Origin of the sequence: Bradyrhizobium sp. 2S1 (genome assembly GCF_011516625.5) — a bacterium.
Lineage (GTDB): Bacteria > Pseudomonadota > Alphaproteobacteria > Rhizobiales > Xanthobacteraceae > Bradyrhizobium > Bradyrhizobium septentrionale.
Map to the genome: position 1 here is coordinate 955,073 of NZ_CP147717.1, position 13,516 is coordinate 968,588.

8 protein-coding genes and 3 pseudogenes are annotated in these 13,516 nt (G+C 61.7%); 7 read left to right on the top strand and 4 right to left on the bottom strand.

All coding sequences use genetic code 11. The features are described 5' to 3' along the window. Nucleotides 1-254 precede the first annotated feature (254 nt). The 4 genes and pseudogenes from HAP54_RS04575 to HAP54_RS04590 all read left to right on the top strand — a co-directional run bounded on the left by HAP54_RS04575 (nt 255) and on the right by HAP54_RS04590 (nt 5,491). Complete coding sequence (locus HAP54_RS04575; protein WP_166298904.1) at nt 255-1,892, top strand: calcium-binding protein; 1,638 nt, start codon at nt 255-257, stop codon at nt 1,890-1,892. Nucleotides 1,893-2,215: 323 nt separating this feature from the next. Then, a complete protein-coding gene (locus tag HAP54_RS04580) occupies nt 2,216-2,797 on the top strand; it encodes a VIT1/CCC1 transporter family protein (protein ID WP_338696386.1) in 582 nt (193 codons plus the stop codon). Nucleotides 2,798-2,884: 87 nt separating this feature from the next. After that, nucleotides 2,885-3,745, top strand: a complete 861-nt coding sequence (locus tag HAP54_RS04585; protein ID WP_166298906.1) for a TorF family putative porin — start codon at nt 2,885-2,887, stop codon at nt 3,743-3,745. A gap of 557 nt (nt 3,746-4,302) precedes the next feature. Beyond that, nucleotides 4,303-5,491: pseudogene (locus HAP54_RS04590) on the top strand (IS3 family transposase). On the opposite strand, the gene HAP54_RS04595 reads toward HAP54_RS04590, so the two are convergent. After that, entirely contained in the window at nt 5,488-6,171 is a 684-nt protein-coding gene (locus HAP54_RS04595; protein WP_166307427.1) for an HWE histidine kinase domain-containing protein, read from the bottom strand. The pseudogene HAP54_RS04590 and the gene HAP54_RS04595 sit on opposite strands and share 4 nt — an antisense overlap. 355 nt (nt 6,172-6,526) lie before the next feature. Between HAP54_RS04595 and tnpA the strand changes: the two genes are divergently transcribed. From tnpA to tnpC, 3 genes are read left to right on the top strand one after another with little or no spacing between them, the layout of a single operon-like run. Beyond that, nucleotides 6,527-6,922, top strand: coding sequence for an IS66-like element accessory protein TnpA (tnpA, locus tag HAP54_RS04600; RefSeq protein ID WP_166202956.1), 396 nt, complete (start codon nt 6,527-6,529; stop codon nt 6,920-6,922). Beyond that, on the top strand, nt 6,919-7,266 hold the full coding sequence (gene tnpB, locus HAP54_RS04605; protein ID WP_063676425.1) for an IS66 family insertion sequence element accessory protein TnpB: 348 nt from the start codon (nt 6,919-6,921) through the stop codon (nt 7,264-7,266). The genes tnpA and tnpB overlap by 4 nt, the downstream gene beginning before the upstream one ends. Nucleotides 7,267-7,312: 46 nt before the next feature. Beyond that, nucleotides 7,313-8,986 (top strand): IS66 family transposase, encoded by a 1,674-nt coding sequence (tnpC, locus tag HAP54_RS04610; protein ID WP_166205228.1) that lies wholly within the window; start codon nt 7,313-7,315, stop codon nt 8,984-8,986. Nucleotides 8,987-9,125: 139 nt separating this feature from the next. Here tnpC and HAP54_RS04615 read toward each other — a convergent pair whose 3' ends face one another. The 3 genes and pseudogenes from HAP54_RS04615 to istA all read right to left on the bottom strand — a co-directional run. Further along, nucleotides 9,126-10,535: an integrase catalytic domain-containing protein gene (locus HAP54_RS04615; protein ID WP_166293515.1), complete on the bottom strand. Its 1,410-nt coding sequence runs from the start codon at nt 10,533-10,535 to the stop codon at nt 9,126-9,128. 329 nt (nt 10,536-10,864) lie between these two features. After that, a pseudogene (gene istB, locus HAP54_RS04620) lies at nt 10,865-11,707 on the bottom strand (IS21-like element helper ATPase IstB); the annotation flags it as partial. An 8-nt stretch (nt 11,708-11,715) separates the two neighbouring features. Then, nucleotides 11,716-13,206, bottom strand: a pseudogene (gene istA, locus HAP54_RS04625) (IS21 family transposase); the annotation flags it as partial. Nucleotides 13,207-13,516 lie beyond the last annotated feature (310 nt).

Below are 13,516 nucleotides of genomic sequence, written 5' to 3' on the forward strand. Positions count from 1 at the left end.
GCACTGTCGTCTAGATGAACGGCGCCACGATCAGCATCGTCCCGGCCTCGAATTTCTCGATCGTGAGCTAAAGTCACCCTTGTTCAAGGGGGATTGTCCGTTCTAGGCACCCCGAAAGTCTCGCGCGTTAAGAGAATTTTTTCGCCTACAATCAATCAAAAATGGTACCAAGCGCCAGTAAGGCCAGACTATTCAAGTGCATCTTTCGACGGGCGATTAGATTAGACGGGCGATTAGATTAAAGGGACTATGAGATGGCGTGGACTTATACTGTTCAGCTCAACGACGCCGGTGGCGCTGGAGCGGCAACGGATTCGGCCCTGGTTTACGACCTGCAACAGGCGTTAAGCGTCTGGCAACAGTACGTCGGCGGCATCGGGAATCTGGTTGTCGATCTCAATATCACGACCACCGCCGTGGGGCGGGCAGATGGCGGGCCGACGTCGTCTTACTACGTCGGAACAAGCAATGGCCTGGCCGTCTATGAACCTTCGAGCCAGTACGAGCTGACGACGGGACAACACGTCAGCGGCACGACGAGCGATATCACCATCAACGTCGATACCGCTTATCTGCAATATCTGGATCTGGACTACGGCCTGAGTTGGGGCAGCTCGGTCCCGTATAATAAGCTCAACCCCATCGACGTATTCCTGCACGAGGTGATGCACGGGCTCGGTATGACGGGCTGGTACAGCCAGAGCGGCCAGCTCCCCGGCGCCTATGAATCGACCTTTGATACCTTTATCCAGAAGTCCGGATCGTTGGCCTATTTCACCGGTTCGCACGCGGAGGCCGCGTATGGCGGCCCGGTGCCGCTGACGACGGACAGCACCACGCAGAATTACTATCACTTCGGCAACCAGCAATCCGACTTCACCGCCTCGCCATCGACAGTCGCGGATCCGCTCACGCTGGATCTGATGAATGGCATCGTCTTCTTCGACGACTACCAATACGCCATCTCGCCGCTGGATCTCGGGGTGCTGAAGGACCTCGGATACAGCGTGCGCGGCTATGCCGACGACACCATGAACGGCACAGCCGGCGCGGATTCTCTGTACGGGACTACGTTGAACGACCTGATCTCGAGCGGCGCGGGCAATGACATCATCGTTGCGGGTGCCGGCTTCGATACCGTCGATGGCGGCGACGGCAACGACTACGTTTACGCAGGCGCCGACGCTGACGTCTTGAGCGGCGGCAACGGCAACGACGTGTTGCTCGGCGAAGACGGCGATGACGCGATCTACGGCGGCACCGGCTTCAACTATTTGTTCGGCGGCAGCGGCAACGACACGCTGGTCGGCGCGGGAGGCACGTCGGCCAGCGACGTCAACGTGATGTATGGCGGCGACGGCGCCGACTATCTGTTCGGCGGCGCCGGCACCAACTATTTCTATGGCGGCGCAGGCGTCGACACCATGTATGGCGGCTCGGGCCTGAACATCTTCATCTCGTCGGGCGAGACCGACGGCAATTTGATCTATGGCGGCTCCGGGCAGAACTATGTCTATGGCTCGAACGGCGGGGACACCGTCACCGGCGGCACCAGCGTCGACGTCTTCCTGATGGGCTCGGGCGCAGACAACATCACAGGCGGCGGAGGCGTCGACTACGCCTGGGGTGGCGGCGGCAGCGATATCTTCAACCTCAACGACAAGGCGTCCGATACCGAAGTGATGGTCGTCGAGGACTTCAACGCCGGCGGCGTCAACGACTTCGTCAATTTCGCAGGCACGTCGCTGCATTCGTTCGCGGACGTCCAGGCCGCCGAGTTCTACGCGGCCGGCATCAACACCACCATCATCACCGACGCCGCAGGCAACGCGGTGTGGCTGATCGGCGAAGCCCCCGGACAGCTGAGCGCGGGGATGTTCAAGTTCAGCTGAGGGGGCGGCGGGGATTGCGACGTGCGAACCGGCCCGACCACCACCACGATTGCGCTCGAATTCGCGGTTGCGCGAATTCCGCCGCGGCTTGAAGGCCTTTCCGGCCTCCTGGTGAGTGGCGAGAGAGGCAAGATTTTCTGATCAACATTTTGATCCGGTGTCAGAATGTTTGAGATAGATCAACACATCAGACCGACGCATTCGCTCGCATAGTCGCCTATCGAGCGAATTTCGGGGCTGGGATGTCGCAGATTTCAGATACGCCTGCCGGTAGCATCCTTGATCCGATGGAGCGGATCTCGGAAACCCTGTTCGGCCTGATCATGGCGCTCACCTTCATCTGCTCGCTCGGTGTCGCGACGGGAGCCGGCGTCAATGTTCAAACACTGCTGATCGGTGCGCTCGGCTGCAATCTGGCGTGGGGTATTGTCGACGGTGGCCTTTATCTGCTGGCTCGCATCAACGATCGGGGAGACAAGCTCTTGACGCTCCGCGCGATACGGCAGGCACCGAATCCCGAAACAGCGCGGCGCGTCATCGCCAACGCGCTGTCGCCCGAATTGGTGGCGCTGTTGCCTCCGGACCAGATCGATTTGATGCGGCAGAAACTGCTGCAATCGCCCGAACCGTCGGGTTGTCGAGGACTGACGAAGCGCGACTGGACCGGAGCGCTGGGGCTTTGCCTGCTTAGCTTCCTTTCGACCTTCCCTGTGGTGATCCCGTTCCTGTTCGTTAGTGACGCCAGATTGGCGCTGCGCATCTCCTACGCCATTGCCATCGTCATGCTTTTCGGCTGTGGTTACGTGTTCGGAGTTCGTAGCGGGCTGCGGCCTTGGGCGGCGGGTCTTGCGATGGTGGCGGTTGGCAGTGCGCTGGTAGGTGTCGCGGTGGCTCTTGGAGGATGATCGACAGTGCGGCAGCGGGGCATTGCATCTGTTCGGCGTGCAAGTGGTGCCTCGATCGCTGCGTTGATCTGGTTGTGGCTTTCACCAATGGCCGCGGGTCTTGCGCAGACAGAAAACCCCAGTCCGGGCGGCGCGATCGGCCTTGGCAATCGCGGCTGGTCGGCAGCCGGCGCCAACCAGGCAACGTCTCCGAACGAGTTCGAATTCAGCGCCCGCGCCGGGGCTGCGTCCGACTATATCTATCGAGGGACCACGCTGTCCGATCATGGGCCTGCGGTCGGCGCCGCCTTCGAAGCAAGATTTGGCTCGCTCTACGCCGGCACCACGGTCGCCACCGTCAAGCTGCCGACCCAGCCGGCGGCTGAACTCACTTTCGCCGGCGGTATCCGCCCGACGATCGCTACGATAGATCTTGATCTTGGCGTGACCTATTTCGCCTACCCCGGTGAACGGCTTCCCGGCGAGACCAACGGCATCAATTATTGGGAGGCGGTTATCCGCGGCGATCGAAAGATCGGCGAACAGGTCCGCATCGCCGCCGGCTACGCTTACTCGCCGAACGTTTCGAACACCGGCGCCTGGAGTCAATATGTGGCGGCCGGGGCTGGCTTCGACGTGCCGGGCCGCTTGCTGCCGAACGACCTGGCAGTATCATTCACGACCGCTGCCGGCTACTCCTGGTTCGGCAACCAGAGTTCGCAACTCGGCGGCTTCCCGCTACCTGCCTATCTCAATTGGCAGGCGGGTGTGACCTTCACCCATAAGGCCTTCAACCTCGACCTGCGCTACTACGACACCAATCTGTCGAAGGAAAATTGCTTCGTCTTCACGGGCGATCCAAACGCGCGGCCGGGCGGCCGCGTCGATCTCGCCACCAACCCGGGCGGCCTGGTGTCGAACTGGTGCGGCGCGGCCTTCGTTGCCAAGGCCTGGTTTGCGTTCAACTAGTCCCGTCGTTTGCGGGCTACCACTTTGAGGCAGGGCCTCAGACTGCAAGACGATCCAAAGGGACCGAAACCCTCAACCTGAGCCCGCTAGGCAGCCAATCATGCTCAACCTTGCCGCCGAGCTGATCAGCAATGCTGCGCTCTGCAAGCACGCTACCAAAGCCTTTAGCTGACGGTGGGGCGACAATCATGGGCCCGCCTGTCTCCTCCCATTCAAGATGGAGATCCCCGCCATGCGTCTCCCATGTGATGCTGACCGAACCAGTCGGCTCCGATAGCGCACCGTATTTGGCCGCATTCGTCGTTGTTTCATGCAGGGCGAGAGCGAGACTTGTCACGGCCATCGCACCCACGGGCACATTAGGTCCTCTCACCATGATGCGTTCGCGAGACGCGTCATCTTCGTAAGGCCGCAACACCGTTCGCACGACGTCACCCACCGTTGTTCGCTCGCTATGCGCCTCCGTACCCATGATCCCAGGACGGATGAGATCCTTTGAACCTCCTCCGAATTGATGGACACCTGTAGTAGGCTCGAAGAGCCAGGAGAGGTGTTGGATGGAAGGACGTCAGCGTAGGTCGTTTACGGACGACTATAAGCGGCAAGCGGTCGATCTGGTCGCTTCGAGTGGCCGCTCGATCGGATCGGTGGCCAAGGAACTTGGCCTGCGCGATTCAGTTTTGCGGCGCTGGGTGGAACTACGTGGAACTGGGCGAGAGCCGACGGCTGCGGCGCGGCGCCCCACAACGCAAGCGACGCTGCCGTCGGCGGACCACGCGGCGGAGATCGCTCGTCTGCAGCGAGAGAACGAGCGGCTGCGCATGGAGCGCGACATTTTAAAAAAGTCGATCGCGATCTTTGCTGGGGGGCCGAAATGAGATTCCGCTTCATCGAAGATCGCCGCGCCGACTATCCTGTGACGATCCTGTGACGATCCTGTGCGACGTGCTCGGTGTCTCGCCGGCCGGCTATTATGCTTGGCGCTCCCGGCCGGAGAGCCAGCGATCGGTCGCCAACCGTGAGCTTGTCGACGACATCAAGCGCGTCCATCGCGAGACAAACGGACGCTACGGCAGCCCGCGTATCCATGTCGAATTGAAGGCCCAGGGCCGCGGGGCGAGCCGTGGCCGCATCGAGCGGCTGATGCGCCATCACGGTATCACGGCCATCATGGCACGGCCTCGCCGGGTGCGGACGACCGATAGCCGTCACGACCTCCCGATCGCGGCGAACCTGCTCGAGCGCAACTTCACCGCCACTGCGCCGAACCGGATCTGGCTCGCCGATATCACCTACATCGAGACCGATCAGGGTTGGCTCTATCTGGCCACCGTCATGGATTTGTACAGCCGCAGGATCGTCGGCTGGGCGATGGCGGATCATTTGCGTGCCGAGCTGCCGCTGGCAGCCTTGCGGATGGCCGTCTCAGCGCAGCGGCCTGGCGCCGGTCTGATCCATCATTCCGATCGCGGCGTCCAATACGCATCGGCGGAATACCGCAAGGTCGTGCAATCTGCCGGCTTGAGGGCATCGATGAGCCGCAAGGCCGACTGCTATGACAATGCTCCAATGGAGAGCTTCTTTCACACGCTCAAAATCGAGCTCGTCTACCACACTCACTATGCAACACGCGCAGAGGCCACACGTGATATCTTTGCTTACATTGAAGGCTTCTACAATCGAACTCGTCGTCACTCCGCCATCGGCTATGTCAGTCCGATCGAGATGGAGCTAAAAGCAGCTTAACCTTGTCCATTTTTTCGGGGGAAGATCACCTTGGCCTGCATGAGAGCGTTCAGACGGCCCCGTAGCGATTGAGCCATTTCCTGCGGCGTACGGGCTGACCGAGCACTCAGATTGATGATGCCGTGGAAGACGGCGAACATGTTCTTCACGCGGTGGTTCGCCTCGCGCGCGAGCAACCGTTGGCGCTCTTGCGCAACTACACGCTCGGTCGTCTCGCTAACGATGCAAAGAACACCGCCAATTTCACCGGCTTCGTTTTGAACAGGAGAATAGGAGATGTCGAAGTAAACTGTCTCCGGGTAGCCATGGCGCTCGATGTAGAAGGGGCGATCCTTGGCGAAGACTGTTTCGCCATTGTCGAGGACGCGTCGGAGCAAGGGTTCCAAGTCTTCCCACAGCTCGGTCCAATTCTCGCGAGCAGGTCGTCCAAGAGCCCTCGGATGCTTCTGGCCTATCGTCGGTGCATAGGCGTCATTGTATAGCGCCACAAACTCCGGCCCCCAGAACAGCACGATCTGTGCTTTGGCCGGCAGCATGAGGCTGACTGCGCTCTTGAGGTGCGCAGGCCACTCCATGATCGACCCCAAGCTTGTGGCGGACCAATCGAAGGCGCGAATGAGTGCGGCGACGTCGCTCACACCTGGTGGAAAATCACCTTCCAGTTTGCGACCGATGCCCATAGCCTTCAGGCAATCAGATTTTGTCAACGGGAACAAGCCGCGCAAATCCGTCAGGCTTATCAGCAAAGCTGCTGGAGATGCGGGTAACTCAACTGCAATGGTACAGTTGGGTGGGTACTGCCTCGGCGCCCCTTTCTTATTGAAAAGACAGAGTTATTTTTGCGCCCGATGTCATCGTTTGTATCGGCGTTTTGTACTGACTTCAAGCTTTTGAGCGGGCCGAATGCTCTTGGATGGCGGTCCTAATCGAACTGGCCCGAGGTGAGCCTTTAGGGAGCGCGCAAGCCATCTTTGATCGTATCCGTCCGAGGGCGGCCGTCTTGCGAGTTTTTCCGATCTGTAGCTGACTGTCCTTATGGACGGACATAAGGACAGTGCGGTGCTGAGCCGCATGGATTTGGTGGAGACCGGTCGGCGGCGACGCTGGACGCGTGCGGAGAAGCTCAGAATCGTAGAGGAGAGCTTCTCGGGGCCACGACTGGTGTCGGCGACGGCTCGCCGGTATGGGATATCACGTCAGCTTCTGCTGAGCTGGCGCAAGGCTTGGACCTGTCATGATCCGGCCGAAGAGGATTCGATCGGCCCGACATTCGTCCCTGCGATAGTTGCGGCAAGTACGCCGCCAACGACGGAAGCTGTCGAGACAGGTCAGATCGAAATCGTGAGCCCTCAGGGGCTGCGCGTGGTCTTCGGCCCCGGTGCGGATATCGAGGCGGTCGTTCGAATTGCTCGGGGCCTGGCGCGCCGATGATCCCGATCCCGACGGGCGTGCGGGTGTGGCTGGCGACGGGCCATACCGACATGCGGTGCGGCTTTCCGAGCCTGGCTCTGCGCGTGCAGGAAGTGCTCAAGCGCGACGCCATGGGCGGCGGTCTTTTCTGCTTCCGGGGCAAACGCGGTGATCTATTGAAGGTCATTTGGCACGATGGCCAGGGCGCCTGCTTGTTCACCAAAAGACTCGAGAGAGGCAGGTTCATCTGGCCATCGGTTGCTGGTGAATCGGTAACGATCTCTCCGGCGCAGTTGAGCTATCTGTTGTCCGGGATCGATTGGCGCAACCCTCAAGAAACCCAGCGTCCGACGCGGGTCGGATAGTCGTTTTACGGTTTGAATCTGCTGCTCGATCTGATTCAATGGCTCCATGATATCGAAGCCGGATGATCTTCCATCGGACCTTGTCAGTGCCCTGGCGGCGCTGCAGGCCGAGCGTGAGGCGCGACAGAAAGCCGAGGCGAAGGCCGCCAACTGGCAGGCGCAAGCCGCGAATGCGCAGGCGAAACTGTCGGATACCGAGGCGCTGATCGCTCATCTCGAGTTGCGCATCGAGAAGCTGAAACGCGAACTGCACGGGCAGCGATCCGAGCGCTCGGCACGGCTGCTCGAGCAGTTGGAGTTGGAGCTCGAAGAACTCGTCACCACGGCGAGCGAGGATGAGCTTGCCGCACAGGCCGCAGCGGCGAAGACGCAGAACGTCCGCCCCTTCATGCGCAAGCGGCCGGTGCGCAAGCCATGGCCTGACGATATCGAACGCGAGCGCGTCGTCATTGAGACTCCAACGACCTGCGCCTGCTGCGGTGGATCGCGGCTGGCGAAGATCGGTGAGGATGTGACCAAGACGCTGGAGGAGATCCCGCGCCGCTTCAAGCTGATCGAGACGGTACGCGAGAAGTTCACCTGCCGCGATTGCGAGAAGATCAGCCAGCCGCCCGCGCCGTTCCATGCCACGCCGCGCGGCTTCATCGGCCCACAATTGCTGGCGACGATCCTGTTCGACAAGTTCGGCATGCATATCCCGCTCAACCGCCAGAGTGCGCGCTTTAAGGCCGAGGGGATCGACCTGCCGTTGTCGACGCTGGCCGACCAGGTCGGCCACGGGACCTTCGCCGTCATGCCGCTCTTCCACTTGATCGAACGCCACGTGCTCGCTGCCGAGCGCCTTCATGGCGACGACACCACCATCCGTATTCTGGCGAAGGGCAAGTGCACGACCGGGCGGATCTGGACTTATGTGCGGGATGACCGGCCGTTCGCCGGGCCTGCGCCGCCGGCAGCGGTCTATTACGCCTCGAGCGACCGACGAGGCGAGCATCCACAGAGACATCTGGCCGCCTTCGCCGGCATCTTGCAGGCGGATTGCTACAGCGGCTTCGAGCCGCTGTTCGACCCGCAGAAGAAGGCGCTGCCGATTACGCCGGCGTTTTGCGTGGCCCATGCGCGGCGGGGCTTCTTCGAGCTGGCTGATATCGAGAAAAATGCTCGGGAAGGCAAGAAAGGCAAACCGGTCTCCCCGATCGCGCTGGAGGCTGTCAGACGCCTCGATACGTTGTTCGAGATCGAGCGCGCCATCAACGGCCGCGGTGCCGGCGAGCGGCGTGCCGCTCGCCAGGAACAGAGTAAGTCACTTCTCGAGGACATGCATGCCTGGCTGCTCCGCGAGCGCGAAACCCTCTCGCGTTCCTCCGAGGTCCTGAAGCCGATTAACTACATGCTCAGGCGCTGGGACGGCTTCGCCCGCTTCCTCGACGACGGCAGGATCTGCTTGACCAACAATTGCGCTGAGCGCGCATTGAGGGGCATCGCCTTGGGAAGGCGCAACTGGACCTTCGCCGGCAGCCAGCGCGGCGCCGACCGTGCCGCCATCATGCTGACGATGATCACGACCTGTCGCCTCAACGACGTCGATCCCAAGGCCTGGCTCGCCGACGTCCTGGCCCGTATCGCCGATCATCCCGCATCGCGTCTGCACGAGCTCTTGCCCTGGGAATGGAAGCTCCTGCGCCAGGCCGACAAGCCAGCCAATCAGCAGGCCGCCTGACCTTCACCCTTCACCCAATGCCATCATAGACCTCGCCGTGCCCGCGCGCATGCGTCAATCAGGCGGCCTCCGTCGTATGCGTACCTTTGTGTCAATCGGCCTGCAAATTTGACCCCTCGTATTGCCTCAGGAAGTAATGTTACCCGGGATGAAGGTCTACGAACTGCCCCAGACCGGTCTCGAGCCGCGGCCAGCTCGGTGGAGAGGCTGTGGGCGGGGCGGAGTGCTCATCACACGCAGCGCCGTCCACAGCCTCGGGCCGTATTTCATCCACGGGCATGGATACGATGGCTGTCTCCGCCACCTTCCGCCGGAGGGACCGAAGCAGGCGCTGAACGATCGAATGCTGCTTGTCGCTGAACATCGAAGGATCGATCGTGGCGAGCCTGCCCACGATGGCCAGTGCAGTGAGCTGTGGCTCGACGGCGAGCCAGTTCTCGATGATCGCGAGATGGGGATCGAGCTTCGAGGGCATGCGAATACGCTTTTTGTATCGCCGTTTCGGCCGGCGGTGCGTGGCCCGCACTTCGGCGGTGTTTGCCGCCGTGCCGAGCGATCGGGCAAACGAGAGCGGATCAGCCGGCGATACGGTGGGAACCTTCGCAAGACCGCGCTTGCCGATCCGTTCGCCGAGCTCTTCCTGCGCCGTGCGGATCGTGGCAAGCAATTGTATGGGATCGAGAGTCCGATACGTCTGGCGCAGACGGCGCTTGACCGCTGATGGGAGTTTCGGGTGCCCCAGTGCACGTTCGTATGGTGTGGCAGGCGGATGATAGCGTTTGATGATCTTGGCACCCTCGCGGCGCTTCTCTTTGAGCTTGAATGACGGCTGGAAGAAGTTCACCAGCAGGCGCGCCGCCGCGTAGAGACGTGCCATCACGCGGGCCGTCTCGACCCCGTCGAAGCGCCCGTATCCGACGAGCCGCCGGACCACCGCACCGTTCTTCTGCTCCACGAAAGCCTGATCGTTCTTTTTGTAGGCACGTGACCGCGTTACCTCGATCTTCTGTGCTCGGCACCATGGAACGACGACGTCGTTCATGAACGCGCTGTCGTTATCGAAGTCGGCGCCACAGATCACCCACGGGAACAGGCCCTGTGCTCGCGTCATCGCTTCCACGACGAGGCTGCCATCGCGTGTCACCAGGGGCAGGCATTCCGTCCATCCTGTTGCGATGTCCACCATGGTCAAAGTCTGGATAAACGAGCCGGCGACGCTGGTCCCACCGTGCGCGACCATGTCGATCTCGCAAAAGCCTGGCGGCGGGTTTGCCCAGTCATTGAAAGTGCGGATCGGCACCTCGCGTCGAATCGCCGAGTAGAATCCGACTCGCCGCCGGCGCCCCCCAGCAGCCGCAATTTTAACGTCGATCAACATCCGATCGATCGTCGCCGCGCTCAGAGTTGTCAGCAGCGCACGCTCTGCGCTCGTTGGCTTCAGCCGGCCATGCCGCTCGAGTGCGGGCAACAGCACTGGGATCATCGATACGAGGCGCTTACCGCAGACGCGATCGGAGGCTTCCCACAGCGCGATCAGCGCGTCGCGCACGCTGGCGTATTTGCGTCGCCGACTTGTCGCTGGTTCGGTTGGGCTCGTTGCCCCTTCGTCCAGTGGTGGTCTGGGCCTGTCCCTTCCGGCAACCGACAGTGCTCGCACCGCGTGCTTGCGGTGCCAACCCGTCGTTGCTGTCAACTCGTCAAGGATCCGTCCCTTCTCAACTCGTCCAGCCGCACGGTAGCGCCTCGCCACCACGGCCAACACCTCGCGCCTTGCGCCCATGCTGATCCCGCTCGCCATTGGCGCCACCGACCTGATTCGGTAACGCCGCCCCAGTCATCAGCGGAATTGTTCGGTAACATTTTCGATGAGGCAATGCGCCCCTCATCGGCGTCCAATTTTGACCCCTTCGTGCGGCGGGCTTTGCTGGTAGCGCTCGTCTCGTCGGAGCTGGCCGGGATAGCGGAGGCGAGACGAGCGCGGGTGGCGTGATCGTCGTCTCGGCTCTTGAACCGCCAGCTATCGTTGCCGGTCTCGACAATGTCGCAGTGATGGGTCAATCGGTCGAGCAGCGCTGTGGTCATTTTGGCGTCGCCGAACACGCTCGGCCATTCGCCGAAGGCGAGATTGGTCGTCACGATGACGGAGGCGCGCTCATAGAGCCGGCTGACGAGGTGGAAGAGGAGCTGGCCACCGGACTGGGCGAAGGGCAAATAGCCGAGTTCATCCAGCACGATGAAGTCCATCCGGGTCAGATGCTCGGCGAGCCGTCCTTGCCGTCCGTTGCGGGTCTCGGTCTCGAGGCGATTGACGAGGTCGACTACGTTGAAGAAGCGGCCGCGGGCACCGGATCGGATGCAGCTTCTGGCGATGGCAATGGCCAGGTGGGTCTTGCCTGTGCCGGTGCCGCCAACCAGCACGACATTGCGTTGCTGGGCGATGAAGCCGCCGCTGGCGAGATCATTGACGAGAGTCTGATTGATCGGCGTGCCGTCGAACTGGAAGTCGGCGATGTCCTTGGCAAGCGGCAGCTTGGCAATGGTCAGCTGGTATTTGATCGAGCGGGCCTGCTTCTCGTTGATCTCGGCGTTAAGCAGGTCGCCGACAATGCGCTGAGGTTCGTGCTGGCGCTTGACGGCAGTTGCCATGATCTCGTCGAAGGCAGCCTTCATGCCGTAGAGCTTGAGCTCGCCCATGAGGTCGAAGATTTGGGTTCGTTCCATCAGATGGTCCTCCGGAGGTTGTCGTAGCGGGCACAATCGGCGATCGGTGCATGACGGAGCGTCAGTGCGGCCGGCGTCATGATGTTGGCCGGTGGGGCGGGTTCACGTTGACGGGCCAGGATGTTGAGCACGACATCGGCGGAATGGACGCCATGACCGAGCGCTTCGGCACAGGCCGCTTCCACCGCGGACAGACCGTCAGTCAGCACCGCGGTGAGGATGTCGACCATCTGCCGATTGCCATCGTCGGTGCTGGCAAGCTTGCGCCGGATCCGCTCGATCGCGGCCGGCAGCACCCAGTCTTTGAAGGGAGCGCCGTTGCGCAAGGCACCGGGTTTGCGAGCCAGCACCGGCACATAGTGCCAGGGATCATAGGTCGTCTCGCCGCGGCCAAAGGATCGCGGGTGCTCGGCAACGATGCGTCCATCCTGACGGATCACGATGCGGTCGGCATAAGCCTGGACTTCGACCGGCCGTCCGACTGCGCTGGCTGCGACCGAGTACTTGTTGTTGTCGAAGCGCACCAGGCAGGTCTTCGAGACCGATGCCGTCACCGCATGGAAGCCGTCGAAGCGGCCGGCATAGGGAACGAGCTTGGGACGCTCGGCTTCGAACACTTCCCAGATCGTCTGATCGACCAGCTCCGGGTGGCGATGAGCCTTGGCGTAGGCGATGCATTTGTCGAGCAGCCAGGCGTTTAACTCGTCGAGGTTTTTGAACCGCAGCCGCGGCGTGAAGAAGCGCTCCCGGACCAGCCCGACCTGGTTCTCGACCTGCCCCTTCTCCCAGCCCGACGCCGGCGTGCAGGCGACCGGATCGACCAGATAGTGGCTGCACATCTGCAGGAAGCGGCGATTGTAGAGACGCCCTTTACCGACGAAGATCGTCTCTACGGCGGTCTTCATGTTGTCGTAGATGCCGCGGGTGCAGGTGCCTTTGAACAGAGCGAACGCCCGGTCGTGGGCGTCGAACACCATCTCCTGCGTCTCCCGCGGATAGGCCCGCACGAACAGCATGCGGCTGTGACAGAGCCGGACATGGGCGGCCTTCACCATCACCGTGGTCCCGCTCAGCAAGACCACCTCGTGGCTCCAGTCGAACTGGTAGGCTTCGCCTGGGGCAAAGCTCAGCGGGACATAAGCCGCCGCGGTCGATTGCCCGCGTTCTTTGCTCCACCGCCTGGCGTAACGCCGCACGGCATCGTAACCGCCGTCGTAGCCGCGGCCGCGCAGCTCTTCGAAGATCCGGATCAACGTCAGCTGTTCACGAGCCGATTTGGCCGCGTTCGCCGCCAGCAATCCGTCAAGCTCTACTGCCCATCGTCCCAGCTTTGGCCGCGGCTGCACCTGCCGCTCGTACTCGAAGGAGGTCTCTCCCGACCTCAGCACCTTCCGGACCGTGTTCCGCGACACCTTCAGGTCACGGGCGATCTCCTTGATCGTCTTGCCCTTGATGAAGTGCTCGCGCCGGATCCGGGCAATTGTCTCCACGATCAGCATCCCCCACCACCTGCTTCGTTCCAAAGCAGGCAGCGCAACAGATCAATCTGTAGGGGGTCAATTTTGGACGCCGATCCCCCGGCTTAGGGGGTCAATATTGCAGGCCGAATGACACTTTACACCACGCTCGCCAGCCTCTCAGGCGCACTCTGACGAATAAGACGGGCTAGTATTCTAGGAGACCCGCGCCGTACGGGATACCCTGCCTCACGGGGCACCCCTCGGCTTAGCGGGACAAATTGGACATTGTATTGGCGAGTGCAGAGATCCGGAAATAACACGGGGCTCGCAATCGCGAGCCCCGCTGTGC

Excerpts from the sequence above, each read along its gene's own strand:
- HAP54_RS04575 (WP_166298904.1), top strand. The coding sequence starts at position 255 with ATGGCGTGGACTTATACTGTTCAGCTCAACGACGCCGGTGGCGCTGGA.
- HAP54_RS04580 (WP_338696386.1), top strand. The coding sequence starts at position 2,216 with ATGGCGCTCACCTTCATCTGCTCGCTCGGTGTCGCGACGGGAGCCGGC.
- tnpC (WP_166205228.1), top strand. The coding sequence starts at position 7,313 with ATGATATCGAAGCCGGATGATCTTCCATCGGACCTTGTCAGTGCCCTG.
- tnpB (WP_063676425.1), top strand. The coding sequence starts at position 6,919 with ATGATCCCGATCCCGACGGGCGTGCGGGTGTGGCTGGCGACGGGCCAT.
- HAP54_RS04585 (WP_166298906.1), top strand. The coding sequence starts at position 2,885 with ATGGCCGCGGGTCTTGCGCAGACAGAAAACCCCAGTCCGGGCGGCGCG.
- tnpA (WP_166202956.1), top strand. The coding sequence starts at position 6,527 with ATGGACGGACATAAGGACAGTGCGGTGCTGAGCCGCATGGATTTGGTG.
- HAP54_RS04595 (WP_166307427.1), bottom strand. The coding sequence starts at position 6,171 with ATGGGCATCGGTCGCAAACTGGAAGGTGATTTTCCACCAGGTGTGAGC.